23 protein-coding genes are annotated in these 27,000 nt (G+C 51.9%); 12 read left to right on the top strand and 11 right to left on the bottom strand.

Going from position 1 to position 27,000, the window contains the following annotated elements; genetic code table 11:
- From GU926_RS17565 to GU926_RS17555, 3 genes are all read right to left on the bottom strand, one after another.
- A complete protein-coding gene (locus tag GU926_RS17565; protein WP_160694209.1) occupies positions 1-1,260 on the bottom strand; it encodes a sensor histidine kinase in 1,260 nt (419 codons plus the stop codon).
- A 336-nt stretch (positions 1,261-1,596) separates the two neighbouring features.
- Positions 1,597-4,023, bottom strand: a complete 2,427-nt coding sequence (locus GU926_RS17560) for an outer membrane beta-barrel protein (RefSeq protein ID WP_160694207.1) — start codon at positions 4,021-4,023, stop codon at positions 1,597-1,599.
- A 261-nt stretch (positions 4,024-4,284) separates the two neighbouring features.
- The gene (locus GU926_RS17555; protein ID WP_160694205.1) at positions 4,285-4,866 is read right to left on the bottom strand and encodes a SixA phosphatase family protein; all 582 of its coding nucleotides are present in this window, start codon (positions 4,864-4,866) and stop codon (positions 4,285-4,287) included.
- 200 nt (positions 4,867-5,066) lie between these two features.
- On the opposite strand from GU926_RS17555, the gene GU926_RS17550 reads away from it, so the two are divergent.
- From GU926_RS17550 to GU926_RS17510, 9 genes are all read left to right on the top strand, one after another.
- Positions 5,067-5,807: a tetratricopeptide repeat protein gene (locus tag GU926_RS17550; RefSeq protein WP_160694203.1), complete on the top strand. Its 741-nt coding sequence runs from the start codon at positions 5,067-5,069 to the stop codon at positions 5,805-5,807.
- Between the two features lie 154 nt (positions 5,808-5,961).
- Positions 5,962-6,708 carry a 3-oxoacyl-[acyl-carrier-protein] reductase gene (fabG, locus tag GU926_RS17545; protein WP_160694201.1) on the top strand — a complete coding sequence of 249 codons (747 nt, stop codon included), beginning with the start codon at positions 5,962-5,964 and terminating at the stop codon, positions 6,706-6,708.
- 880 nt (positions 6,709-7,588) lie between these two features.
- The gene (locus GU926_RS17540; RefSeq protein WP_160694199.1) at positions 7,589-9,682 is read left to right on the top strand and encodes a VWA domain-containing protein; all 2,094 of its coding nucleotides are present in this window, start codon (positions 7,589-7,591) and stop codon (positions 9,680-9,682) included.
- 26 nt (positions 9,683-9,708) lie between these two features.
- Entirely contained in the window at positions 9,709-10,125 is a 417-nt protein-coding gene (locus tag GU926_RS17535; RefSeq protein WP_160694197.1) for a putative signal transducing protein, read from the top strand.
- 51 nt (positions 10,126-10,176) lie between these two features.
- Positions 10,177-10,488 carry a hypothetical protein gene (locus GU926_RS17530; RefSeq protein WP_160694195.1) on the top strand — a complete coding sequence of 104 codons (312 nt, stop codon included), beginning with the start codon at positions 10,177-10,179 and terminating at the stop codon, positions 10,486-10,488.
- A 52-nt stretch (positions 10,489-10,540) separates the two neighbouring features.
- The gene (locus GU926_RS17525) at positions 10,541-11,146 is read left to right on the top strand and encodes a pseudouridine synthase (protein ID WP_160694193.1); all 606 of its coding nucleotides are present in this window, start codon (positions 10,541-10,543) and stop codon (positions 11,144-11,146) included.
- Positions 11,147-11,930: 784 nt separating this feature from the next.
- Positions 11,931-13,862, top strand: coding sequence for a molecular chaperone DnaK (dnaK, locus tag GU926_RS17520; RefSeq protein ID WP_160694191.1), 1,932 nt, complete (start codon positions 11,931-11,933; stop codon positions 13,860-13,862).
- Between the two features lie 103 nt (positions 13,863-13,965).
- Positions 13,966-14,586, top strand: coding sequence for a 3'-5' exonuclease (locus GU926_RS17515; protein ID WP_160694189.1), 621 nt, complete (start codon positions 13,966-13,968; stop codon positions 14,584-14,586).
- 155 nt (positions 14,587-14,741) lie between these two features.
- The gene (locus tag GU926_RS17510; RefSeq protein WP_160694187.1) at positions 14,742-15,956 is read left to right on the top strand and encodes an outer membrane beta-barrel protein; all 1,215 of its coding nucleotides are present in this window, start codon (positions 14,742-14,744) and stop codon (positions 15,954-15,956) included.
- Between the two features lie 95 nt (positions 15,957-16,051).
- Here GU926_RS17510 and GU926_RS17505 read toward each other — a convergent pair whose 3' ends face one another.
- The 4 genes from GU926_RS17505 to GU926_RS17490 all read right to left on the bottom strand — a co-directional run bounded on the left by GU926_RS17505 (position 16,052) and on the right by GU926_RS17490 (position 18,986).
- A complete protein-coding gene (locus GU926_RS17505; RefSeq protein WP_232058373.1) occupies positions 16,052-16,630 on the bottom strand; it encodes a histidine phosphatase family protein in 579 nt (192 codons plus the stop codon).
- 150 nt (positions 16,631-16,780) lie between these two features.
- Positions 16,781-17,326, bottom strand: a complete 546-nt coding sequence (locus GU926_RS17500) for a GNAT family N-acetyltransferase (RefSeq protein WP_160694183.1) — start codon at positions 17,324-17,326, stop codon at positions 16,781-16,783.
- A gap of 8 nt (positions 17,327-17,334) precedes the next feature.
- On the bottom strand, positions 17,335-17,862 hold the full coding sequence (gene purE, locus GU926_RS17495; RefSeq protein WP_160694181.1) for a 5-(carboxyamino)imidazole ribonucleotide mutase: 528 nt from the start codon (positions 17,860-17,862) through the stop codon (positions 17,335-17,337).
- Positions 17,859-18,986, bottom strand: a complete 1,128-nt coding sequence (locus GU926_RS17490) for a 5-(carboxyamino)imidazole ribonucleotide synthase (RefSeq protein ID WP_160694179.1) — start codon at positions 18,984-18,986, stop codon at positions 17,859-17,861. The genes purE and GU926_RS17490 overlap by 4 nt, the downstream gene beginning before the upstream one ends.
- A 181-nt stretch (positions 18,987-19,167) precedes the next feature.
- On the opposite strand from GU926_RS17490, the gene GU926_RS17485 reads away from it, so the two are divergent.
- The 3 genes from GU926_RS17485 to hemE all read left to right on the top strand — a co-directional run bounded on the left by GU926_RS17485 (position 19,168) and on the right by hemE (position 21,590).
- Positions 19,168-19,674 carry a hypothetical protein gene (locus tag GU926_RS17485; protein ID WP_160694177.1) on the top strand — a complete coding sequence of 169 codons (507 nt, stop codon included), beginning with the start codon at positions 19,168-19,170 and terminating at the stop codon, positions 19,672-19,674.
- A 96-nt stretch (positions 19,675-19,770) separates the two neighbouring features.
- Positions 19,771-20,388, top strand: a complete 618-nt coding sequence (locus GU926_RS17480) for a MarC family protein (protein ID WP_160694175.1) — start codon at positions 19,771-19,773, stop codon at positions 20,386-20,388.
- Positions 20,389-20,558: 170 nt separating this feature from the next.
- Complete coding sequence (hemE, locus tag GU926_RS17475; RefSeq protein WP_160694173.1) at positions 20,559-21,590, top strand: uroporphyrinogen decarboxylase; 1,032 nt, start codon at positions 20,559-20,561, stop codon at positions 21,588-21,590.
- Positions 21,591-21,791: 201 nt separating this feature from the next.
- Here hemE and GU926_RS17470 read toward each other — a convergent pair whose 3' ends face one another.
- The 4 genes from GU926_RS17470 to recR all read right to left on the bottom strand — a co-directional run bounded on the left by GU926_RS17470 (position 21,792) and on the right by recR (position 27,000).
- Positions 21,792-22,805, bottom strand: coding sequence for a bifunctional heptose 7-phosphate kinase/heptose 1-phosphate adenyltransferase (locus GU926_RS17470; protein WP_160694171.1), 1,014 nt, complete (start codon positions 22,803-22,805; stop codon positions 21,792-21,794).
- Between the two features lie 91 nt (positions 22,806-22,896).
- The gene (locus GU926_RS17465) at positions 22,897-24,105 is read right to left on the bottom strand and encodes a pyridoxal phosphate-dependent aminotransferase (protein ID WP_160694169.1); all 1,209 of its coding nucleotides are present in this window, start codon (positions 24,103-24,105) and stop codon (positions 22,897-22,899) included.
- Between the two features lie 231 nt (positions 24,106-24,336).
- A complete protein-coding gene (locus GU926_RS17460; RefSeq protein WP_198001438.1) occupies positions 24,337-26,241 on the bottom strand; it encodes a glycosyltransferase family 2 protein in 1,905 nt (634 codons plus the stop codon).
- 150 nt (positions 26,242-26,391) lie between these two features.
- On the bottom strand, positions 26,392-27,000 hold the full coding sequence (recR, locus tag GU926_RS17455; RefSeq protein WP_160694167.1) for a recombination mediator RecR: 609 nt from the start codon (positions 26,998-27,000) through the stop codon (positions 26,392-26,394).

Genomic DNA, 27,000 nt, shown 5'->3' with positions numbered 1-27,000 from the left:
TCAACTATAGGTGACCGCAGCGGCAGACCTTTTGGCGCAATGTGATTGGGGCAGTTGTACCGTTAAGGTGATGGCGTAAAATTCTTCGTCTTCTTGTACTTGCACTTGGTGGGCGTTTGGATAGGCGGCGGCCAGGCGTTTTCGGGTGTTGTCCAGACCAATGCCGTGCGAAGTTTCTTTAGGACCTTTCCGCTTTTTATTGGCCACACTAAACTTAATTTCGCCATTGTCTTGCACCTCCAGACCAATTTGAATGGGGTGTTGCGCATCGTTCATTTCGCCGTGCTTAAAGGCATTTTCTACCAGCGTAATTAAAACCAGGGGAATGATTCTGAGGCTATCCAGCTCTCCTTCTATTTTAAAATCTATTTGCAAACGGTGACTGAACCGAAGCTGGTTGATTTTGATGACGTTGTGCAGATGCTCTACTTCTTTGGTGAGCAATACCGTGCCTTTGGCGTCTTCTTCGCTCTCCAGAGAATAGCGCATAATGTCGCAGAGCGTGAGAATGCCGTCAGAGAGCTCGTCTGAATGACCCAGTGATTTGGCGTAGAAGAAGTTGAGCGTGTTGTGCAGAAAGTGCGGATTGATCTGGGCTCTCAGGAAAGCGTATTCGGCCTCCAGTTTGCCTTTTTCGGCTTCCAGCTTTTGCTCTAAAGTCAGTTTGGGTTCTTTGGAACGCTTGCCGCTCTGCCGCAGGTAATAGTAGCCCAAAGAAAGCGCCGTGAGCAAGATGTACAACCAGAAGGTGTCCCGCCATAAAGGGGTAGATAGGAAATCCGTCAGGGAAGGCCAATCGGCTGGCTTGCCGTAGGTCATGGGCCTGAACGTGCCCACCGTCAAGAGCAGCACCAGGAGACAAGAGGCAAAAAATACTACTTCTGCGGCCAGTAACTGCAAAGGTTTGCGGCGCGGCAAGAAGGTAAAGAACAGAAAATTGCTTCCGTAAAACGTAAAGGCCGCCGGCAGAAACGTCACCAGCATGCGCAGCACATTGACCTTGGCTCCTGGATTGGCCGACACCAGCGTGATTGCCCACAGCAACAGAAAACCCACCCAAACGCCCACATGCCCTAAGACTACCCGGTACTTTTTAACTGTCTGCCAAAGCGCCATTTCTACTGCTTGTTGTACGTGATGGTAAGTTGCTCTGCGGCTTTCCTCCGCTTCCTTAAAAGTAGAGCCAATTCCAGAAAAACGAAAGCCTTGACCGGTAAATCTATGTACTCTTTTAGCCGGGCCAATGATGGTGGTTTTCATAGCGAAGGTGGTTTGCTAGTGGATTACTTGGGAATGGTAGTTGGAGAGGTGGCTGGTGCTTGTTGATGATAACACCAACAAGGGCGGCGAAATACAAATTAAAGTTGCTCTCCTGTGTAAACACCCCTCTTCAGAGCTACGCTCGCTACCTCAAACTCTCGTTTGGGTAATCCTCAAGGGGAGAATCTGCATTAAACATGCGCAGTTCGTCTTTTTGAAACAAGACTTTCGTTTTTGGCCTGTTTTGGAGAAATCAGGCCAAAAACGAAAGTCTCTTGTCTTACATCTTGTGTCTTGCGTCTTATGTCTAGAATCTAGCGTCTAACATCCAGCATCTTACTGGTTGCTTTCCATGCGCATTTTCTCTTCCTCCACGCCGGTTCTGCGGTTCTTGCTGGCTTTCACATTCTTGTTCCCGAAGCGGTACGAGAAGTTCAGGCGCACCACGCGGCTTTCGGTTTTATTCTCAGTCAGGGCCTGTATGCCGTAAGAATCTGTAGAATAGCGCTGCGTGCGGGTGTTGAACACATCGGCCACGTTCAAGGTAAGCGTGCCTTGGTTGTTGAGCACAGACTTAGAAAGACCCAGGTTGCCGCCGTAGTTGGCTTTGAAGGCAAACGCCCCGAAGGTCAGCGGCGAGGTGTAGTTCACGAAGACTTCGGCTTTAAACCCTTTGCCCAGCTGGAAGGTGTTGTTGCTGGACACCATGAACGCCACGTTGGCTTGACTGAACTGAGCGGCAGGACCGTGTACATTGGCGTAGAGGAAACCCACGGTGTTACTGGCGTTCCATTTGCCAGAGAACAGGCCTTTGGCGTGCGTCACAGAACCGCTCCATTGGTCGGCGGCGCTGAAGTTGGCGAAGGAATGGATGGTGGCCTTGGTTCCTTCCAGCGGCTTCACCACTTCAGAGAGCACGTTCAGGTGACGGCCGTAGCTCAGGGCAGAGAACCACTCATTGTTGTAGCTGTGTGACAGTTCAAAGTTATGCGAGATAGACGGCTGCACGTTTGGGTTGCCCTGGGCGTAAGAATACTGGCTGATGTAGGTCACAAAAGGGTTCACAATATCAAACCGAAAGCGGTCAATCTTCTTGCGGTAAGATACTCCTATCTCCTGCTTCTCAGAGAGCTTGTATTGGCCAGACACGCTCGGGAACAGGTGGAAATAGCTGTTGGGGTTGGTTTGGCCCAGCGTGACAGAAGTACCCTTGGTGTTGGTTTGCTCGGCGCGAAGCCCTACTTGTAAGCTTAGGTCTTTGATTTTTGTGCTGTAAGAAGCGTAAGCGGCGTTGATGTTCTCACGGTAGATGAAGTGGTTAGTTTTGCCAGCGTCTACAGTCCAGTCTTGCTCAGCGGTGCGACCCTCCCAGAAAATGTCATTGTCGGTTTTGGTGAAGGTGGTCTTTAAACCAGCTTCCAGGGTGCCGTTTTTCAAAGGCCTGGTGATGTCTGCCGTCACGGTCTGCACGCTGTTACCCGCCGGCGAGTTGTCGCGCAAGAACATGTCAGGTTGGTTCTCGGCGCCGTTGGCGTCAAAGTAACTGGTCTGGAACTGGTTCTTCAGGTCTTTGCCGTAGCTAAAGTAGTCGGCGGCCAGGCGTAGTTCTGTGCCCACAGAGTCTAAAACAGTGCGGTAGTACACGTTCACCGAAGGGCTTACCACCAAACTATTGCCGTTGGTGCTCACCTGAGAAGAAGCCAGCGGAGCAGCACCCTGGGCAATGCGGGAATTGGTGAGGCCTTCTCTTTCGCGCTCGTTCACCATGGCTCTCACCAGAACACCCGCCGAGGTCTTCTTGCTGAATTCATAATCCAGGCCGGCTTTCAGGGAGTTGTTGTCTATGGTCTTCAGGTCTGCCGTGTTTTCCTGCACGCGGCTTTCTGCGCTAAGCGCCCGGTCTGAGGTGATGGTAGTAAAGGGTTGGCTGTGGGTGCGGTCCAGGCTGCCGTACACGTTCAGTTTCTGGGTGCGGTGGTTCAGGCTGAGGCCGGCATTGTAGCGGGCTTTCTCTCCCATGCCCAAGCCGGTGGTCAAGGTACCGTTGGTGCCGTAGTTTTTGCTTTTGGTAGTGACAATATTGATGACAGAACCGCCCGCTGCGTCATATTTAGCAGATGGGTTGGCCATTACCTCTACCTTAGACACGCCGTTGGCGGGCAAAGAGTTCAGGTAGTTCTTGAGGTCCTCGCCGGTGAGGTTGGTACTGCGGCCATCAATCAAAACCAGGGCGTTCTTGCCGCGTACCTGAAAGCCGCCGTTCGCCTCTACCACGCCGGGCGCTCTGGCAATGACCTCATCGGTGGTGCTGCCGGCGGCCAGCGGACTGTTCTCCACGTTCAAAACCAGCTTGTTGTTCTGCTGCTCAATGAAGGGCTTGTAGCCCGTCACGGTCACCGCCTTCAGCAATTTCGCGTCCTGCGGCATAATGACCATCACCCGCTTGCTCTCGGCAGAAGAGGCCACTTGCAAAGAGTCTACTTTCACTTTCTTGTAGCCCAGGTAATCTGCCGTCAAAAAGTAGAAGCCCTTGCCTAGGTTGCTGAATTGAAAGGCACCTTTCTCATCTGTGACTACGGCCTGCAGGAACGCGGCGTCTTCATACTTCTTGAGGAGAATGGTGGCGTATGGTAGGACCTGCTGATTGAGGCTGTCTTTGACGGTGCCGGCTACTTTGCCCGGCTGGGTCTGGGCTTGACCGGCAAGGGCGTTGAATCCGAAGAAAAGTGAGGCGGTGATTTTGGCGATGGTAGAAGTTTTCATAGGTCGTTGCGTTAAGGAATGATCAAACTTATCATGCCTGTTCACGCCTATGAAAACTAATACACCAACGGGCGTTTGCTCAGGACGAACGCCCTGTTTTTCTGATTGTGTCCTGTAAAAACTCAGACTAAAATCCTGCAGTCATAAGGGATGTGTGCCTCTTCCCTACTGTTACTTGCTCATAAAACAAAAGTCGTTTTTGGCCTGATTTCTAGAAATCAGACCAAAAACGACTTTAAATGTTAAGGTGGTAAAAGTCCCTTACTTGGCAGGTGCCACAGAGGCCGCGCCGTATTTCATGACTTGCACGGTGGCGGGTTGGTCCGGGGTCAAGGTGACTTTGAACAGGTAGTCATATTCGTGGTCGGCTACGGCGGCAAATGGTTTCTGGACCCCGAAGGCTTCTACCAAAGACAGCACCGTGTTGGAATGGCCCGCAATGACCACCGTCTGGCCAGCGTGCGCTTCTTTTACCTTGGCGGCCAGCCCGGCAAAATCAGAAGCTTCGTAAATTTGAACGGGAAGTTTTAGGGCTTCGCTCAATGGCTGAAGCGTTTCCTGGGTGCGTTTGTATTTGGTGGCGTACAAGGCTTTCACGGGCGCGGTGCCCAACTGGGCTTTCAGGGCCTGGGCGCGGGCCTTGCCGGTCTCAGACAGAGACGGGTCATCGGTCATGGCGCCAGAAGACGGGGCCTTTTCGCCGTGGCGCACTATGTAAACGGTGGTTTCTGAAGGATTGGCTTTACTGCCCGTGGCCGAGGTCTGGGCACTGCAACTGAATAAAAAGCAAAGGCCCAAGAGCAGGGTGCCCAAGGATAAAAAGGAGAAGGTTTGTCTGTTCATAGTTTTCAGGCTTGTGTTCACCAAATTACGCTATTCCCCTGATTTTCATCCTACCCGTCGGGCAAAACTTGTAAGAACTGGCGTGGAAATGCGGCGTCTGGAAACCTTCTGCGGCCGGTTTTCAGATGCACATCCCTATATGTTCGTATAACAATATTCGCTAAAAAGAGTATGTAGCAGCAATCTTACCTTCTTGACGTATGACCACCGTACTTTCTTCTGCTAGCCAACTGTTGCGCCAAAGGGGCGTTCTGGTAGCATTCTTGATTCTTTTTTCTTTGGCGGGCTGTAACACGGCCAAGACTCACTCGCGCGAAGGCCTGGAACGGGTCAGCAAGAAGGACTACATAGGGGCCATCACGGAGTATGACCAGGCCATCGCCAAAAAGCCCGACGACGGCAACTTGTATCGTTTGCGCGGCATCGCCAAATATGAGTCCAGCGACTACACGGGGGCCACAGCCGATTTTACCAAGGCCATTTCACTTTTGCCGCAAGACGCAGAGTCATATAAGTTCAGGGGCGACATTAAACAAAACCAGAAGCAGTACAAAGCCGCCATTCAGGACTACAACCAGGCCATTGCCTTTCAGCCCAATTACGCCAAGGCGTATAACAACCGGGGCCTCAACAAAGCGCGCCTGCGCGACAGCAAAGGCGCCATCGCTGACTTTACCCAGGCCATTGCCCTGCAGCAAGACTATAGCGTAGCCTACCTGAACCGCGCCAACCTGCGCATGCGCCAGAAGCAATACCCCATGGCCTTAGCCGATTATGACCAGGCCATTGCCCTGGACCCGCAGATGGACGAGGCCTATTACAACCGCGGCGTACTCAAATACACCCAGCGCAAGCGCAAAGACGCCTGCGCAGACTGGCAGCGCTCCTATGAGCTGGGCAATCCGCAGGCGGGTACGGCGCTGCAGCGCTTCTGCAAGTAAGCGTCGTTTTTAGGCTGTTTTCTGGAAAAAAGCCTAAAAACGACAGGTAGGTAATTCTTGTGCGGGTGCTTTCGCAAACGCGGGCAATTAGTATCTTTGGGGCTGAACATGCTTGTCTGTGCTGGTTGACCGCGCAGACGCCAAATCAAGACCTATGAAATTACTGGAAGGAAAAGTTGCCTTGGTAACCGGCGCCTCTAAAGGCATTGGCCGTGCTATTGCCAAGAAATATGCAGAGATGGGCGCCAATGTGGCCTTCACCTATTTGTCTAGCGTAGAAAAAGGCCAGGCCTTGGAGCAGGAACTGGCAGAATACGGCATTCAGGCCAAAGGCTACCGTTCAGACGCCTCAGACTTCAAGCAAGCCGAAGAGCTGGTGGAGAACGTGGTGAAGGACTTCGGGAAGCTAGACGTGCTGGTGAACAACGCCGGCATCACCAAAGACGGCCTGCTCATGCGCATGTCTGAGGAGCAGTGGGATGCCGTCATCAACACCAACCTGAAATCTGTCTTCAACCTGACCAAAACCGCCACCAAACACATGATGCGCGCCAAGAGCGGATCTATCATTAACATGACGTCTGTGGTGGGTATTAAAGGCAACGCGGGCCAGGCCAATTACGCCGCCTCTAAAGCCGGTATCATTGGCTTTACCAAGTCGGTGGCGTTGGAATTAGGTTCTAGAAACATCAGGAGCAACGCCATTGCGCCCGGTTTCATTGAAACTGACATGACCGATGAGCTGGATGCCGCTACCGTGGCTGAGTGGCGCAAAGCCATTCCGTTAAAGCGCGGCGGCTCTCCTGAGGATGTTGCCAACGCCTGCGTGTTCCTGGCCTCTGATCTTTCTTCTTATGTGACCGGCCAGACCCTGCAAGTGGATGGCGGGATGCTGACCTAGTTTTAAATAGTAGATTCTAGACGTTAGACTCTAGATTATTTTTAGCCGATGTTTTGGGTGGATACCAGAGCATCGGCTTTTTTATTGCGCTGTAGGGTTAAGGAGGCGTGGGTAATTCTTTCCAAATCTGCCGCCCATATTCCCTCCGCTCTTTCTCCTCCCCTTATCTACATGGCTAAATGCGGATTCTCCCCTTGAGGATTGCCTAAACGGGAGTTTGAGGCACCGAGCGGCAGCTCAGAAGAGGGGTGTTTACATCAGTTGATTTGGTTCCCCCGCCGTTGTTGGTGTTCTCACCGACGACTCTGACTGTCTGTCAAATAGCAGTTATCTCTCAACCCCGTCCTTCCTCAACTTCTACTTTCCTTGCTTTCTGCCTGAGTTTGTCACTTTTCTCCTTGATGAGAAAAGTAACCAAAAGAATCAAGAAGAAAAGAAACTCGCTGCCGCTCAAACAGCTTTTCTTCGTTTTCTGCACTTGGCTAAGGTGATTCGTTTCATGGTGAACTTACGCCTCTGCCATTAGAACAGACATTACTTTCTCCCTCGTGAAAAGAGACTTAAATTGACCAGTCTCTTTTCCCTCAGTCGAGGGTAGGCGGACTGCTGGTGGAGAGGTTGCAATGCCTTTATCGCCCTGCGGGCGGAAATCTACTGTGACTCAAGACTCGCGACTCAAGACTCAGGACTATTTACGACCTCATAGAGTGTGCAGCTCCGATGAGTGTCTATGCTCGTTTTTCCCCTATTTCCACCAAAACAGCCTAAAAACGGGTAGGCAATAACCCACCCGCAAAACAAGTTCAACTCAAAAGTCTTATGCGTTGTATAGAACTTGTTCTATCTTGCTAAATGATAGAGTTGCGCTAATCTTCTGCCTGTGCCCACGTTCCAACTTCATACGGTCTATTCTCCCTGGTACGGGCTGCTTTGCCTGGCGCTGGGCGTGGGGATGGCGTGGCTGTTGTACCGGAAGGACCAGGGACCGTGGCCCCTTGGGGTGAAATGGGTGCTGGCTACTTTGCGGGCGCTGCTGATTACGTTAGTCGCGTTTCTGCTGCTGGAGCCGTACACGCGCATCATCAAACAGGAAGAACTCAAACCTACCGTAGTGCTGGCCTTGGACAATTCGCAGTCGGTGCAGTTGTTCACGCCAGCAGCGGCACTTAGCCAGACACTGCAAGGCTTGGAAGGGCTGGCGGAAAAACTCAGAAACAAAGGGCTTCGGGTAGAGGTGCAGACCATGGCGGGCAGTGATTCGTCGGGGCTGGTGCCTTTGTCTAAATCGGCTTTTAGGGCGCCTGTCACCAACCTGCACGCGCTGCTACATGGGGTTGACGAAACCTATGGTGGCCAGAACCTGGTGGCGACCGTGTTGGTGTCTGACGGCGTGCACAACCTCGGCCCCACTCCTACTTATCAGTCCTACCGGAGCAGAATCTACCCTTTGGCCTTAGGCGATACCATTCCAAGAAAAGACGTGGTGCTGGCAGATCTGGAATACAACAAAATCAATTATTCGGGCACGTCTTTTCCTTTGAAAGTCACGCTCAGGCACCAGGGTTATGCCGGACCTGGGGCTACGGTGCTGTTGCAGGAGAACGGCAAGACCCTGCTCACCAAACGTGTCACCTTGCCCCGAAGCGGCTTTGTTTCCACTACCTTTCAGCTTACCTCTGCGCAGCTAGGCAAGAAGCATTATGAGGTGGTGGTGCAGCCATTGGCCCAGGAGTTCACGCAGGTCAACAACAGGCGTCATGCCTATCTGGAAGTGGTGAAGGGCAAATTGAACATCCTGCTGGCCGCCACCGCTCCCCACCCCGACATTAAAGCATTAAGGGCGGCCTTGGCTACCAACCCGCTGTTGCAGGTAGAAGTGGTGGTTGGTCCGTTTCAGAGCCCTAGATTTTCAGCGCCCTATGACGCCGCCATTTTGCACCAATTCCCAAGCATGAGCGGCGTAGGACAAGCCTGGCTGCAAAAAATACGGTCTGCCAAAGTACCTGTTTTCTACGTTGTAGGGGCGCAGACTAATATTCCTGCCTTCAATGCCTTACAGACCGGAGTGCAGTTTGCAGGCTCAGGCACGCAGTATGACCAGGTGCAGCCGATACTGAACCCGCGGTTCCAACGGTTTTCTACAGAGCCGCTGGCGCAGACCAGAATACCGGCCTGGCCACCTGCCCCCGTGCCGTTTGGAGAGTGGCGGCTTAGCCCCGGCACAGAGGTCATCCTGTATCAGCAGATTGGCGCCGTGCGCTCTACTAAGCCTCTGCTCGTGTATAGATCATCGGCGGTCACGCCCTCCGCAGTACTGCTTACAGACGGCAGCTGGCAATGGCGCCTCACCGAAGCCGCCGACCACGGCACCGCCCAGATTTATGACGGCCTCATGGCCCACGTGGTTCAACTGCTTGCCAACAAAAGAGACCAGAAACGCCTGCATGTATATCCCGTGAAAGATGTGGTGGGCGTGGCCGAAGAGCCCGTCATTCAGGCCGATGCGTACAATGCGGTGCAGGAAGAAATCTTCGGGCAGACGGTGTCTCTCTCCCTCACGCGGGAAGACGGCCAGAAGACCCAGCATCAGTTTGAGAACGTGCAGGCCGGCGAAGGCCTGCGCCTGGGAAGTCTGGCCCCAGGCGTGTACCGTTTCGCGGCCTCGGCGAAGGTTGAAAACACTATGTACCGGGACAGCGGCGAATTCATTGTGGAGCAGCAGCAACTGGAGACCATCACGTCCCTGGCCAATCACACGTTGTTAGACCAGCTGTCCCAGCGCTCGCAAACGCGGCTCTACTACCCCGGCCAGTTGCAGGCCTTGGAACAAGACCTGCTCCAAGCCAATTTCAAAACCATTCTGCGCAGCAAGGAAGAAGAGAAAGACCTGATGGAGCAGTATTGGTTCTATTACCTGCTTTTGGGCCTGGCCCTGTCTGAGTGGGCGTTGAGAAGGTTCTACGGCAAGCTGTAAACGTTTGCCCTTATTTTATTCCAGCCATGAAAGATGAACTAGTCACCATCTCCACGTATTCCAGTGCCATTGACGCCCATTTAGCCAAAAACAAACTGGAGAGCGAGGGCATTCTGGCGTTCTTGTTTGATGAGAACATGGTGTCCCTGAACCCGCTCTACAATATCTCAGTGGGTGGCATCAAGCTCAAAACCCTGCAAAGCGACCGTGCCCAGGCGCTTGCCGTTTTGGACTACGTGCAGGACCAACCGTACACCAATGAGCAGAACGAAGCCATCGCCTGCCCGCGCTGCGGCTCTGAGAACATCTCGTACGCGTATGATTCTAGCAACAGGTTGAAATCATTCACGGGGTTTCTGGTGGCGCTCTTCACCTTCAGCTTGCCGCTGCTGCCCAAAGACAGATACACCTGTCACCAGTGCCATCTCGTTTTCCAGAAGTAAACAAGCTTCGTTTTTAGCCTGTTTTCCAGAAAAAAGCCCAAAAACGGTTTCATGATGCTTCTACTCATTTGTTCTCCTTATCTGCTGGTGCCTTTGGGTATGGCTGTTTTAGAAGCAAAGAATTGTCTGCCCTGGAAGGCACTTTCCTGGATTATTCCGCTTGTACTACTCTTCAGCTATCCATTCCTGTTTGCGCAGGTACAATCGCTTTCTACCCCACAACAAGCAGATTACCAGTGCGGCATGCCTGAATTTGCCTTCATTACGGTGTGCCTGTTTCTGTGCCTGCCAGCCTCTCTCCTATGGCAGACAGTGTTCAGCTTTTTTTTTGGTTTACGCCCCACCTCCACCAGACAAGCCTAACTGACTCTTCTTTAAAAGCCGTATCTTTGCTCCTTACCAAGAACCTCTTGCCTTGCAGTACCTTCTCCTCAACAAGCCCTTTGAAGTCCTCACCCAGTTCACCGATGAAAACGGGCGGCAAACCCTGAAAGACTTCGTGGCGGTGCCTAACATTTATCCCGTGGGCCGGCTGGATTACGACTCTGAAGGCTTGGTGTTACTGACTGATGACAAGCAACTGCAGCACCGCCTCTCAGACCCTAAATTCAAGATTGAGAAAACCTATTGGGTGCAGGTAGAAGGCGTTCCCACAGAAGAAGCGCTGGAGCAGCTTCGCAAAGGCGTTACCATTCAAGGCAAGAAAACCAGCCCGGCCAAAGCCAAATTAATAGAAGACCCCAAATTCTGGGAACGCTCCAAGCCGGTCAGGTTCAGGGCCAGCATTCCCACTTCTTGGATGGAGATTAAAATTAGCCAGGGCATGAACCGACAGGTGCGCAAGATGACGGCCGCCGTGGGTTACCCTACCCTGCGCCTGGTCAGAGTGGCCATTGGTAAACTCACCTTAGGCAACTTAAAACCCGGCGAATCCCGCGTTCTCACCCCAGAAGAAGTACGACAGCTCCAGCTCTTCGCCAAACCCAAAGCCCCGTATCAACCCCATTTCAGAAAGCGGTAAGCCCGTTTTTGGGCTATTTTCTGGAAAACAGGCCAAAAACGAAAGTATTCCTGATTGTCGATTGTTTTAACCGACAGGTGTCTCCCCCTTCGCCCCCTCAAGGGGGGAATCTGCGGGAAGGGCCGTCCTTGGCCCAAGCCTGCGCCAAGGCCACGGGAAGGATGATAAAGCAGACCGTGCGCCAGCACGCATGACTCTGCACCGACAGTAGCGGAGTTTGCCTGCCACCAGACAATTAATAAGCAAGCCTTAGCAGAATTGGAACCAGAACCAGTCTTGGTCCTGAGCGCCTCTGTTGTTTCGTCGCCCGCAAGGGCGGGACCAAAGGTCCAGAGTACAACAGCAGTGCGAAGGGCCAAGACGAGGCCCCGCGGCCGTGAGCGCTTAGCGTGAGAAATGAAACAAGGTGGGTAGTGCGCACCGGAAAAAGCGGTTTTAATAAATGATAGTCAAATGCGTGCACCCAACACATTCGTGAAAAATTACAGCTTGAAAAACAGTTAAGGTGGTTGGTGAGGGCACCAACCACGACGGAGCATACTCTCCCTTGCAACAAATAGCAATCAACATTCAAAAACCGTTTTTCGCCTATTTCCCAGAAAACAAGCCAAAAACGCACCCCACCCTGTCACTCCCTGCCGAATGTGCGTATAGACCAACTTTGCTGTTGTGCCAAAAATGACATTGTGTCACAAATGGCATAGAAAAAAGCCTTGGCATAGGTCTTGTTAATAAGACAGCAAACAAGTTTGAATTTAGGAACTACAATATAAAACTATAGACAATGGGAAAAATAATAGGCATTGACTTAGGAACTACCAACTCGTGCGTGGCCGTAATGGAAGGGAACGAACCAGTGGTAATTCCGAACAGCGAAGGCCGCCGGACAACGCCGTCCATCGTGGCATTCCTGGACAACGGGAACGGTGAGCGCAAAGTGGGAGACCCTGCCAAGCGTCAAGCCATCACCAACCCACAAAATACCATCGCGTCCATCAAGCGTTTCATGGGCCGCGGTTACTCAGAAGTAAAAGACGAAACCAGCCACGTGTCGTATAACGTGCAGGCTGGCAGCAACAACACCGTACGCGTTAAGATCGGCGACCGTGAGTACACTCCGCAGGAGCTTTCTGCCATGGTGTTGCAAAAAATGAAGCAAACCGCTGAAGACTACTTGGGTACTACCGTAACCGAGGCCGTTATCACGGTTCCTGCCTACTTCAATGACGCGCAACGTCAGGCTACTAAAGAAGCCGGTCAGATTGCTGGTTTGGAGGTGAAGCGTATCATCAACGAGCCTACCGCTGCCGCTTTGGCCTACGGTTTGGACAAAAAACACGCCGATCAGAAGATCGCGGTATACGACTTAGGTGGTGGTACTTTTGATATCTCTGTATTGGAGCTAGGCGACGGTGTGTTTGAAGTATTGTCTACCAACGGTGACACCCACCTAGGTGGCGACGACTTTGACCAAGTAATTATTGCCTGGTTGGCAGACGAGTTCAAGTCTGAAGAGAACATGGACTTGCGCACAGACCCAATGGCGCTTCAGCGTTTGAAAGAAGCCGCTGAGAAAGCAAAAATCGAGTTGTCTTCTTCTTCTGAGACGGAGATTAACTTGCCATACATCACGGCTACGCAGACAGGTCCTAAGCACTTGGTGCGTAAACTGACTCGTGCTAAGTTTGAGCAATTGGCAGATTCGTTGATTCGTCGTTCTATGGAGCCGGTTAGAAAGGCCTTGCAGGACGCTGGTCTTCAGCCATCTGACATTGACGAAGTGATCTTGGTGGGTGGTTCTACCCGTATCCCAAGAATTCAGGAGGAAGTTGAGAAGTTCTTCGGTAAGAAGCCGTCTAAGGGTGTAAACCCAGATGAGGTAGTAGCCATTGGTGCAGCTATCCAGGGTGGTGTATTGACCGGTGAAGTGAAAGACGTTCTTTTGCTGGACGTAACCCCGCTTTCTTTGGGTATTGAGACCATGGGCGGCGTGATGACCAAATTGATTGAGTCTAACACCACCATCCCGACCAAGAAATCTGAGGTGTTCTCCACCGCTTCTGACAACCAGCCAAGCGTAGAGATCCACGTATTGCAAGGCGAACGCCCTATGGCGAAGGACAACCGCACCATTGGTCGTTTCCACTTGTCAGACTTGCCACCGGCACAACGCGGCGTTCCGCAGATTGAGGTGACGTTTGACATTGACGCCAACGGTATCTTGCACGTATCTGCCAAAGACAAAGGCACCGGCAAAGAGCAGAAAATCCGCATCGAGGCTTCTTCTGGCTTATCTGAAGAAGAAATTGAGAGAATGCGTAAAGAAGCTGAAGCCAACGCCGAGTCTGACCGTACCGCCAAAGAGCAAGTGGAGAAAGTTAACCAAGCCGACTCTATGATTTTCCAGACGGAGAAGCAGTTGAGCGAGTACGGCGAGAAACTTTCTGCCGGTAACAAAACTGCCATTGAAGGTGCCTTGGCTGACCTGAAGAAAGCGCATGAGTCTAAGGACCTTGCCGCCATTGACAGCGCCATGGAAAGCATTAACGCAGCCTGGCAGGCGGCCTCGCAAGAGATGTACGCCGCCACCGGCGGACAGCCAGGTGCTGACGGAGCAGACTTTGGTGGTCAACCAGGCGGCAACGGTACAGGTAATGCCGGCCAGTCTTCTAGCGGTGACACTGTAACAGATGTTGACTACGAAGAAGTTAAGTAATTTAAAATAGGTTTAGTTGAGAAAGCCCCACCGTTTTGCGGTGGGGCTTTTTTTGTTTTCAGTCAATGGGCTTGGGTAGAAAAGAGTTGCGTAACTTTACTTTATGAATTTCATCACCCTAGACTTTGAGACGGCCACGGCAGACCGTGACAGCCCTTGTGAGATAGGCTTGACCTTTGTGCAGAACGGTCAGATTGCCGGCACCCAGGCCTGGCTCATCAAACCGAAGTCGTATCCCTATTTCAACAGCTGGAACATTGCCATTCATGGCATCAAACCACAGGATGTCAAAAACAGCCCCGAGTTTGACGGCGTTTGGCGTGAAATTCAACCGCTGTTGCAAAACCAACTGGTGATTGCCCACAATGCCAGCTTTGACATGAGCGTGCTCAGAGCCACTTTGAATACCTATCGCTTGCCTTTCCCTGAATTACAATACGCTTGCAGTGTGCAGTTCTCCAAGCAGGTGTGGCAGGGATTGCCTAAATATGACTTGAAATCGCTTTGCAACCGTCATGGCATCCAATTCAAGCACCACCGCGCTGCCGCTGATTCCTACGCCTGCGCCAAACTCACGCTTAGAGCTTTGGAGCATGCCAAGTGCAGCCATCAGGAGGAGTTGGCCGAAAAACTCAACATCAACTATGGCCGGTTGTTTGAAGGAGGCTATACCGCCTCTTCCGTTAAAAAGGCGCCTACACCAAAGAAGGCCTTTCCATTTTAGGCTTTCCGCAGAGCGTTTAAACTTCCGTTTTTAGCCTATTTTCCAGAAAACAGGCTAAAAACAGCGGTTTTTACGCACTTTGTATGTTGTTTCTTGTACTTATCTTGTAGCTAATTTTAACACGCATTTAATACCTAATTCCACCATCTAAACCCATGAAACACCTTTACACTTTACTTTTCCTATTGATAGCCCTCCCCGGCTTCGCGCAAAAAGATTTTCAACCAGGCTACATTGTGCAGAACGGAGATACGTTGCGGGGCTTGGTTAACCAACAAGGCGATAAGCGCCAGGCGGTGCTTGCTACCTTCAAAACCTCCCAGGACGCCAAACACCAAAACTTCTCTCCCTCACAGGTAACCGCGTACGGCATCACCAATGGATATGCCTATGAAGCAAAGAAAATCAGCAGCCCAGACTCTACCTACCTGCTGTTCCTGAGAGTCTTAGTGAAGGGGCCCGCCAGCTTGTATTTCTACAAAGACCAGAACTCCGGCGACCATTTCTTTTTGCTGCACCAAGACTCCCTGCAGGAACTGGTGGTAAAGAAAACCAAAGAACAGTTGGCTACCGGCTACTCCCTGGTGACTGACAATAAGTACAAAAAGACTTTGTTCAACGCGTTTAAAGACTGCCCCAACACTGGACAGGCCATCAACAAACTGCCCTTTAAAGAAGAGAGCTTAATTAAGATGGTAGCCACCTATAACAATTGCGTGGCTCCCAACTCAAGAGACTTATATGCGGTAAAAGCCAGAAAGTCTGAAATAACCTATGGCGTGCAGGCAGGTGCCCAGAAAGGTTTTTATACGCTCACCACAGATGACACCCCAGAGGTTTCGGCTTCGTCTAACATTGGGTACCACGCGGGTCTCATGTTAAATATTACCTTGCCTTGGGCCAGTGAAAGGATTTCGGCTTTGTTTGAGGCGCAGTATGCCTATACCACGTACAATGACCAAGGTGCCTTTGACCATAACAACGGCCATACAGAGTACAACCTGGACCTTACCTATCATCACTTAAAATTCCCGATTTCTATCAGGTACACGTTGCCGGGCAGCAAGGTGAGGCCCTTCTTTAATGCGGGCGCAGTATTGAACTATGCCCTTTCTCAGGAGGAGCGCTACAGTGGAACGTTCAAATTCACGTACAACAATGAGCCCAACACGTTTGACCGTGGTATTGTACCCTACCCGGGTAAATTCTTCCCGGGTTACGTACTAGGAGCTGGTGTTTACGTACCAACCTGGGGAAGCCAAAAAGCCAGCGTAGAACTACGGTATGAAACAAACCGTGGCAACTCAAGAACTTATGGCTACCTCACAGATACAAAGCAGGTGTCACTAACCCTGGGAATCTACTTATAGCCCTACCCATTTAGAAAAACGGAAAGGCCCGCCAAGTTGAATTTGGCGGGCCTTTCCGTTTTTGGCATATTTTCCAGAAAACAGGCTAAAAACGGTTAGCGGCTTTTCTCCAGTTGCGTGACGCCCACAAACTTCCGGCCGCCGTCTATGGTCACGCGCCAGCCGCGCCTTTTCAACGCACGCTTGATGAACTCGTTCAGGAAACCGTGGGCCACCAATACTGCCATGCCCGCCGTTTCTGCCTCTTGAACCAGATGGTCTGCCGCTTGCGACGCCCGTTTCCTGGCCATTTTAAAACTCTCTATTTCTTTTTGATTGAGCCCCATAAGCCAAAGCAGCCGCGAAGTGACCTGCCACCAGAGCAAGGGAAACTTGCCAAGGGGCAACCCCCAGATTCTATTCTCAAACTCTCTAAAGGTGACGTCTTCTACCAGTTCTACCTGCGGGCCGAATAATTGCAGGGCGGTGGCCTTGGAACGGGGCAGGGTGCTGCAGAACACTTTTTTGATGCGATCAATGGGCAGATGCTCGCTGCGCTCAATGACCTGCTCCACTTCGGCCAGGCTATATTCCTGCAGGTACTGGGTAGCCTGCTCCTTGGAAAAAAAACCAGACTTGTCTACCATTGGCCTGGCATGCCGAATCAAATAGATATGGATAGTCTCTGTGGTCATGTTCTCCATACTCCCAATTGCCCCAGAAAGGTTGCCGCCGTTTTTGGCTTGTTTTCTGGAAAACTGGCTAAAATCAGCTTCCTGAAACTTCCACTTCGATAGGTTTAACTTACCCCTGGCCCTATTGGAAATGACAATCAAGCTTTGAAGTCAATTCGATGCTCTTGGGTCAACCTTGTATACTTGGCGGTACAGGTCTTGTACCATAGTTTCAAACGCAGGTAATGCAAGCGCCTTCGGGAAGGACATGAGTTGCAAGGGAACCCATGGCTTTTCTGGACTGTAAGGCGGCTGCTGGTACGGGAAAGAATGAAGGAGAAACCCTAGCCGCTCATAAAATCTTATTCTGCGGCGAGCCAACTCTGTGGCGGGTGGCTCTACTTCCAGTACAACAGGCGCAGAAGACTCTGCCAGAAACTGCTGCAATACCTTTTCTCCCAGCCCTTGCCCCCGCCCGGCAGCATGAATAGCGAAATGCTCCAGAAACACAACCGAAGGCAACTGCCAGAATCCCAGAATACCTACTAAGTCCTTCTTGTGAAAGATGGCATTGAACGAATAGGCTGGCTCCTGCAGAAGGGTGTCTTGCTGAGGCAGAGACCGTCTTTCCTCTGGGGGGAAGGCTTCTTCATAGAGCTGCCACGCCTGCGCAAAGACGGGCGTGGCAGCACTGAGTACAGGTTCAATAGTGAACAAGGCGCAATCTAGTCTACGTCAATATCGCCGCGGTGCAGTTGCTCTACAGAGCGCATTACTTTCTCGCGTTGGGTGGTGCGGTATTTCTCCAAAGCGTCTGTGATGACGGCGTTGGCCGTGCCTAGAATCTGCGCGGCCAGCAATCCAGCGTTGGCGGCCCCGTTCAAGGCAACCGTGGCCACGGGTACGCCGGTAGGCATCTGCAGGATGGAGAGAATGGAATCCCAGCCGTCTATGGAGTTGCTGGATTTTACAGGTACGCCAATGACTGGCAGCGTGGTAAGCGCGGCTACCATGCCCGGCAGGTGAGCTGCCCCGCCGGCGCCGGCAATGATTACCTTAAGGCCTTTTTTGCGGGCGTTCTCAGCGTATTCTACCATGCGGTGTGGGGTACGATGCGCCGAGACAATGGTGATTTCATACGGGATGCCCAGTTGTTGCAGAATATCGGCGGCGGCGTCCATTACTTTCAGGTCAGACTGGCTCCCCATGATGATGCCTATCTGCGGCACGGTTTTCTCTGGTGATGGGTTCATGCTATTATTTTTAAGCGGTTTTTAATCAAATCTGCTTTCTGCTTCACCTCTTCTACGGTAGGCGCCAGTATGGTCAGGTGTCCCATCTTGCGGTAAGGCCGGGTAAACTTCTTGCCGTACAGGTGCAGGTAAACGCCGGGCTCTTGCAAAGTCTGGTCCAGTCCTTCATAGACGGCCTCGCCGGAGTAGCCGGCCTCACCCAGCACATTGACCAACACGGCCGGGCAATGCGGCTCCGTGTCGCCTAAAGGAAGACCCAGGATGGCGCGCAGGTGCTGCTCAAATTGAGAGGTGGCGTTGGCTTTCATGGTATGGTGCCCGCTGTTATGAGGCCGCGGAGCCACTTCATTTACCAGAATCTGCCTGTCTGGCGTCACAAACATCTCTACTGCCAGAAGACCTACCATGTCCAGGGCCGTGGTCACGTGCGTGGCAATCTCTATGGCCATGCGCTGCAGTTTATACGGAATCTGGGCCGGGGCCAGCAGGTAATCCACCAGGTTGTGCTCTGGGTGCATGACCTGCTCCACCACCGGAAAAGCCTTTACCTCGCCATGGGTGTTTCTTGCGCAGATCACAGAAATCTCCTTGTCAAAATTGACCAGCTTCTCTAGAACGGTTGGCCCCTCAAAGGCTTTGCCGGCGTCTGCTATAGAGCTGAGCCGCACTACGCCGTTGCCATCATAACCGCCTCTTCTCAGTTTCTGGAAGGCCGGCAGAAAGTCTTGGTTCGCCTCCAGTTCCTCCTTGCCTTGCATCAGCCTAAATTCTGCCGTAGGCACAGAATGCTGCGCGAAGAACTCTTTCTGCAATCCTTTGTCCTGAATAGTTTTGATGGAAGAAGGCTTGGGAAACACTTGCACCCCGGCTGCCTCCAACTCAAACAGGGCCTCCACGTTCACGTGCTCAATCTCAATGGTAAGCACGTCGCACCGCTTCCCGAAGGCCAGCACCGTCTCATAGTCTTTAAAGTCTCCCTGCACAAACTCCTCGCATAAAAACCGGCAGGGAGCGTGTTCGTCTGGGTCCAGCACCAGGGTGTACAGATTAAAGTCAAGGCCTGCCTGCAACAGCATGCGCCCCAGCTGACCTCCTCCCAAAATACCCAGCTTACGGTTCTTCATCTCAGATATATTAGATATTTTTAAATTAAAAATTGCGAATATTAGACGGCAATAAATTACATTTAACCGTGAATTCCATATCATTCACCGATAATACAGAATAGCACTGAATAAAATCAAGAACTTCGCCCCCCAGAAGCCCATACCCTATATCCTATAGCTAAACCTTTACCCAGCTCTTATGTCAGCATCTTACCGTCTTGTTCTTGTTGAAGATGACCAGGAGTATTCATCTTCAATAAGGCAATCCTTGAACCGGCAGAGCCAATTCCCCAAAACCATTGACGTAGTACCCTACACCTACCAGGAATTTGAGCGCCAGATCAACCTTGTCAGAAATTCATCACGTGAAATTATAGTTTTTGGCGGACGTGCGTGCTTAAACTTTGCCCCAGACACCGCTTTATTGCGTCTTTTATTGGCGCAGCAGGAAAGAACTCACTTTTTTGTGCTTACGCCGTCTCTGGAAGGCAGAGAAATCCTGGACTTGTGGCATCCGGGCATCTTTGGGGTGGTGGAGCGCAACGCCACCGCTAAACACTGGCTGGTGCTGGCCATACAACGCGTGCAGAACAAACAGAAAGCCCGAAAAGGCGGCGAAGGTCGTTTAGCCATGGCGCAGGAGAACGGCCCTTCCAAAGGGTTCTTCGGGACCATGCGGGCGGCGTTCTACAGCTTCTTCTTATAATCATTCACCAGAGGGGCCTGCGCCCTCCTATTCTCAATAGCTTGGAAAGCGCTGCAGACCGCAGCGCTTTTTTTTGTTTTTCGTAAGCGCTACCGTATGGAAATCCTACTTGCTACTTTTTCTGCCCTGTTCTCTGTGATCAATCCGTTTGGAGCCATGCCTGTCTTCCTTACGCTCACCCAGTCAGACACTCCCGCCCGAAGGGCCCATCTTGCCCGGCGTGCCTGCCTGTACATGGTGCTCATTCTGGCAGTCTTCTTTCTGGCGGGACAGGCGGTGCTGGACTTCTTTGGATTGCGTATTCATGACCTTCGCATTGCCGGGGGCATCATGATCATGCGGGCCGGTTTTGATTTACTCAACGCCAAGCCAGAAGAAAGCAAGAAGATTTCTAAGGACGTAGTGGCCGAAGGAATTGAGAAGGAAGACATATCTTTCACGCCTCTGGCCATGCCGCTGCTCTCTGGCCCCGGCTCCATTGCGGTGGTAATTAGCTTGTACACCACCTCTCTTTCCATTCTGGACATGGGTTTAACTCTATTGGCTATTTCTTTGCTTGGGCTTATGACCTACGTGGTGCTGCTTTTCTCTCCTAAGCTCATGGTATTTATGGGCAAAGCGGGACTTGCGGCCATGTCTAAGATAATGGGTTTCATAGTCTTATCATTGGGCGTAAGCTTTATCATAACGGCTCTAATTGCACTTTTTAAATAATAATTGCACTTTTATAAATATAACTTTTCCATTATATAATTAGTAGATATACACCTATACCTATTCCGTGTTTGGCAGAGCCTTGCACTTTAGAAGTAGTTTCTGCGAAGGACATACCCAAAAATTGAGAACGGCCTTCGCTAGGTGGGGCTTTTACGTATCTTTGTACTATGCAATTGAAGAACGACTTGCTGCTGCGCGCCGCGCTAGGGCAGCCTACAGAACGCACTCCTGTGTGGCTTATGCGCCAGGCAGGCCGTATTTTACCTGAGTATAGAGCCGTTAGGGAGCGTCTTTCGGGGTTTAAGGAACTGGTGGAAACGCCAGAATTGGCCGCTGAGGTGACCATACAGCCCGTTGATTTACTGGATGTGGACGCCGCCATCATCTTCTCTGATATTCTGGTAGTGCCGGAGGCCATGGGCTGCACCTATGAAATGATAGAAAAGCGCGGGCCTATTTTTCCTAAAACGGTAAAGACTGCCGCCGATGTAGATTCTATGCGCGTGGCCAACCCGCATGAGCACCTGAACTATGTGCTGGAAGCCATCAAAGTGACCAAGCGCGAGTTGAATGGGCGCGTGCCATTAATTGGGTTTGCCGGTGCGCCCTGGACCATCTTCGCCTACATGGTGGAAGGCAGCGGCTCCAAGACGTTCTCTCAGGCCCGCAAAATGCTGTATGAAGCACCAGAATTGTCGCATACCCTCCTCCGCAAGATCACAGACACTACCATTGCCTATTTGCAAGCCCAGGTAGAAGCCGGCGCCGACTTGATCCAGATTTTTGATTCCTGGGCGGGCATCTTGCCACCGGCGCATTACAAGGAATTCTCGTATCGGTACATCTCTGAGATCTGCAAAGCCCTACCCAACGTGCCGGTAACGGTGTTTGCCAAGGGTGCTTTCTTCTCTTTGGCAGATTTCGCGCAGCTAGACTGCCAGGTAATTGGCCTGGACTGGAACATGAACGTGCAGGAAACGCGTCAGATTATTGGCGGCAATAAAACGCTGCAAGGCAACCTGGACCCATGCGCTTTGTACAATGACTTTGCCGGCGTTGAGCGCGAGACCAAAAAGATGCTGGACGCGTTTGGAGGTGATCGTCACATTGCCAACCTAGGCCATGGCGTGTACCCAGACACAGATCCAGAGAAAGTAAAATGCTTTATCCAGACGGTAAAAGAATACAGCCAGCGCTAAGTCGTTTTTGACTTCTTTTCCAGAAAACAACCTAAAAACGGCCTGCTACTTAAAAAGTGGCAGGCCGTTCGTTTTTAGGCTATTTTCCCAGAAAGAGGCTAAAAACGGAAGTACATTTTGTAGGGCTCCCGCATTCTTAAAGCTGATTTCTAAGCTCAGATTTTTACTGCTCATTTACTTGAAAGAATCCGTTGAACAAGCCTAGGCCAGATGCTTCTTAAGAACGGGAGATCTTCTGGCTTCTTGCAGCAACTGCTCGGCGTTAATGGGCACAACGCCCACGTGTTCACAGACAAGGCCGCCGCCTAGGTTTGCAAGTTCAGCGAGGGCTGGTAAAGGCAAGCTCAGGGCCATGCACAAGGCGGCAATGCTTACTACGGTGTCACCGGCGCCAGATACGTCAGAGATGGTCCTGATGTGGGCATCCAGGTAGGTTTTCTCCCCGTTGGCATCCTGGCAGAAGACGCCCCGTTCAGACAAGGTCACCAAGACATTCTCCACCGCCATCACCTCTTGCAATTGGGTTACCGCGTCTTCAAAGGCTTCATGGTGGCTGTCTGCAAAATCAACCTTCAGTCCTTCTTTGAGTTCTTTCAGGTTGGGTTTGAAAAGGCTGCAACCTTTATAAGACAGGAAGTTCTTCTTCTTGGGGTCTACCACCGTGGGCACGCCTTTGGCCTTGGCCAGAGCCAGCAGCTCCTGAATGACTTCTAAGCTAAGCACACCTTTGTCATAGTCTTCAAAGATGACCACGTCTGCCTTGTTTAGCAGGTTGGCAAACCGTTCTACCAGGGCTTTGTGCTCATAGGGCGTGAGGTCGGTTTCTACTTCAGAGTCTATGCGCAACAGTTGCTGCCCCCCCGAGATGATGCGTTGCTTGACCGTAGTAGGACGCTCTGGGCTGAGCACGATGCCGGCATCGGTTTGGTTTTGTTCCAAGAGTAGGCGCACCAAGGCGGCTCCCTCCTGGTCATCGCCTACCACTGAGCACAACAAAGGGGTGGCACCCAGGCTTTGCACGTTGAGGGCCACGTTGGCGGCTCCGCCCAAGCGCTGCTCCACCTTCAGGCGGTTGACAATGGGCACGGGCGCCTCTGGCGACAGGCGCGAGGATTTTCCCCACAGGTAGGCATCTATCATGACGTCACCCACCACCAGCACCTGCAAAGCCCGGAAGCGTTCAAAAATAGACGTTAAGGTACTGTTGTCAGACATGAACCAGATTCAAGATATAAGACGCAAGACACAGGATGTTCTCCGGCTGGGAGAGGCCTGTGTCTTGCGGAAATAAACAAAATGGAAAGGTTTATGATAACTTGGCCAGACTGGCCTTGATGCGCTCCATGGCTTCAATCAGCTTGGCATCTGAGGCGGCAAACGAGAAGCGAATGCACTGCGGCGCGCCAAAAGCGGCTCCGTCTACCAGAGACACGTGCGCGTCATTGAGCAGGTACATGGCCAGGTCATTGGCATTGTTGATTTCCTGGTCTCCAGTGCGCTTGCCGAAGTAATAACTCACGTCTGGGAAGATGTAGAAAGCACCCTCGGGGATGTAGGTTTTCAAGCCCGGGATGTCCTTCATCAAGCCCAACACCAAATCCCGGCGGCGCAGGTAGGCCATGGTCATTTCCTCAGCCGACGTTCTACCGCCTTCCAGCGCACCCACGGCGGCTTTCTGAGCAACGGAACACGTACCGCTGGTGATTTGGCTTTGCATCTTGTCACAGGCGTCTGCTATTTCTTTACTGGCCGCCAGGTAACCCACGCGCCAGCCGGTCATGGCATAGCCTTTAGAGAAACCGTTCACGGTCACTACGCGGTCTTTGATAGAAGCAAATTGCGCCAGGCTGTGGTGCTTGCCCGTAAAGTTGATGTACTCGTAAATTTCATCAGCAATCACGTACACCTGCGGATGTCTTTCCAATACTGCCGCAAAAGAAGCCAGTTCCTCCTCCGTGAATACAGAACCGGTGGGGTTGCACGGCGACGAGTACATGACCAGCTTGGTGTTGGACGTGATAGCATCTTCAAACTGCTGGGCGGTGACTTTGTAGTTGTTTTCCAAAGACCCCATCACCGGCACCGGAATGCCTTCGGCCAGCTTCACCACTTCTTCATAACTCACCCAGTACGGCGAGAAAATCACCACTTCGTCCCCAGGGTTCACCAGACACAAAACGGCGTTGGCAATAGACTGCTTGGCACCCGTAGACACCACAATGTTTTCTGGACCATACTCCAGCCCGTTGTCTCTTTTCAGCTTCTCTACAATGGCCTTGCGTAAATCTGGGTAACCAGCCACGGGCGTGTAGAACGTATACCCGTCATCAATGGCCTTTTTGGCGGCGTCTTTGATGTATTGCGGGGTCTGAAAATCAGGTTCTCCAAAGCTGAGGTTGATCACGTCTACGCCTTTGGCAGCCAGTTCGCGGGCTTTCTTGGCCATGGCAATGGTCTGTGATTCAGAGAGGGAGGTGATACGGTCAGAAAGATGGGTATAATCAGTAGTTATCATTCCTATGCGGGCATTAATGAATGGCCAAAAATAGATTCTTTTCTGAAGACGACAGGCTTCTGGCCCGCGCAATTCTGCAGAAATCAATTCTACGCAAAAATAATCTGATTTGCCGCGCCCGCCTGCTTTTTATGAGATTACTTTTTGGCTAGCCTCCACAGAAAGGCAAACAAAGCAGCAGATATGTTCCGTTTTTGGCTTCTTTTCCAGAAAATAGGCCAAAAACGACGCTTACACAGAACGCCCCAGCCTTGACAGGTTTTTGAGCACGATGGAGAGGTCTGTCCAGGCGGTATAGTCCTTGGCGTAAACCACTTCCATCTGACGGGCGGTGGCATCCGTAGCTCCCTTTTTCCGGCCCTGGTCTGCCGGCGAGAGTATGGCCGGGCGCGTGTCTGCCGTGGCCGTGGCCTTTAGCCCCACCCAATGGTACAAGCCTACCAAGCTGGCCAGGCAATTTTTAAAGAACTGCTTCTTCTCAGGAATCTGCCAGATGAGCACCGGCGACAACAGCAACAGCCCTACGCTCATGAGCGAGTTCAAGACCATTTTATTGCGTACATGGTACGGGTTGAGCAGGTTCACTTCTATGTGCAAAGCGTAGTAATCGCCGCGGGTGTTTTTAGACGAGCTGCCAATGATGTAGGCGCTGTTCTCAGGCAGAATCTTGAACTCCAGGGAGCTGTTGTGAATCTGCACCATCCACTCAATGATCTGGGAGACGGCCAGGTCCTTGCCGCAGAAGATGACCTCATTGATGCGGTGAATCTGAATCACTTCCTTGATCTGCTGTAAGTCATGGGCGGTGTACTGCGGCTCAAACTGTGCCACGGGCGCGTGGGCACCCGCTTGCTTCAACAAAGCCCCGGCGCGCGTTACTTCCTTCTGGCTGCCCACCACGGCAATGCGTTTTACCTTGGGCTCACCGAAGCGCCAGTGCCCAAACTGCGTCCAATGCCAGAACAAGCGCCAGCCGGTCATAGCCGCCAAACCCACCAAAACGCCTACCAGCAAGTGTTTCTTCTGCGTAAAACCAGCGTTAGTCACGTTTGAGAAAGCCATAATAAGAATGCTGCCCACCAACATGCCGCGCACCAATCGGTACAGGCGCGTGGGTGGGTCATAGGCCCCACTGAACAGCGCCGCGCCCAGCCACACCACAAAATACGTGATCCAGGTCTTGGACTGAAGCGCCGGCATGGGAAGGTCCAGCATCTGGGCACCAGCAAATAACCCCAGCCCCAGGCAAAGCCCGTCCAGCAACAAAGGCAGCAAGGCTTTCACGCCTCTGGCTACAATGGCCAAAAGGGCCCTAAGGTAAATGGCCAGCCGTATTAAAAACGAATACACCCGCGCCTGCCGGCCACTAAAGTGCTTTTCAGCGAAGATCATCATGGCGCGGTAGAACATGAACACGTAGTTCACACTGGTCTTGCGGGTACTTTCGCCTTTGTAATGAATGATGCGCGTCTCCGGGAAATAAATAACCTGATAACCACCTTGCTTGACGCGATAGGAAAGGTCAATGTCTTCGCCGTACATGAAGAAGGTCTCGTCCAACAGGCCTACTTTCTGTAAAGCCTCTGAGCGCATGAACATGAACGCGCCCGCCAAAATGTCTATGGCATGGGTTTGGTCATGGGCCAGATGGCCCAGGTGGTATTGATTGAACAGCGCTGATTTTGGAAACATAGCCGCCAACCCGAACACTTTGCTAAAGGCCACCCACGGCGTAGGCAGTCCCCGCTTGGACTCCGGCAGAAACTTACCGGCTCCGTCCATCATCTTCACGCCCAAAGCCCCCGCTTCTGGGTGTTGCTCCATGTAAGAAAAGCAACGCGTAAACGTGTCTTCTTCTACTACCGTGTCTGGGTTGAGCAACAGCACGTATTTGCCCTTCGCCTGCCTGATGGCCTGGTTATTGGCCTTAGAGAAACCCAGGTTGTCCTGGTTGGCAAAGAGAATCACCTCGGGGAAACGCCGGCGCACCATCTCCACTGACCCATCTACCGAGTTGTTGTCTACCACGAAGACCTCGGCGTTGAGACCTCTAACAGCTTTTCTTACGGACAGCAGGCACTGCTCCAGAAAGTAGCTGACGTTGTAGTTAACAATAATGACGGAGAGGTCTTTCAAACCCAGAGGCGTTAGCAAAAAACAAATATCCAGAAATTTACCAAAAGGCCGCCATACTACCGTTGTCCATGGGCACAAAAAAAGCAGGAACTTACGTTCCTGCTCTATTATCGTTTTTGACTAGTTTTCTGAAAAAGAGGCGAAAAACGCCTATACCTGGCTGTATGCCGTACGGTCCAGGATGCTTCTGCCTAAGGTGATTTCATCTGTGTACTCCAACTCACCGCCCACAGGAACGCCGCGGGCGATGCTAGAAATGCGGGCCGGGAAATCCTTGAGCTTGCGTGTGAGGTAGAAAGACGTCGTGTCTCCTTCCATGGTCGGGCTTAAGGCCAGGATTATCTCTTTCACCCCAGAAGACGGCAAACGCTCCACCAAAGACTGTATCTTCAAGTCAGCCGGGCCTATGCCTTCCAACGGGGAAATCACGCCGCCCAACACATGGTATACGCCTTTGTATTGGGCCGTATTCTCAATGGCAATCACGTCGCGCATGTCACTCACCACGCACAGCAGAGAGCGGTCACGTAAAGGGTTGGCGCAAATGCCGCACACGTCCTGGTCAGAGATGTTGTGGCAGGTTTTGCAGTACCTGATGCCCGTTCGCATGCGCACCAAGGCCTCAGAAAGGGATTTGGTATCTTCGGTTTCGGCTTTGAGCAGGTGCAACACCAGGCGTAAGGCAGTCTTCTTACCCACGCCTGGCAACTTGGCCAGCTCCTCTACCGCGTTTTCAATCAGCTTAGAGGGAAAATTCAT

Origin of the sequence: Nibribacter ruber (genome assembly GCF_009913235.1) — a bacterium.
GTDB lineage: Bacteria > Bacteroidota > Bacteroidia > Cytophagales > Hymenobacteraceae > Nibribacter > Nibribacter ruber.
The sequence above is the reverse complement of the archived record's forward strand: the minus strand, read 5'-3'. Positions and strand labels throughout refer to the sequence as shown.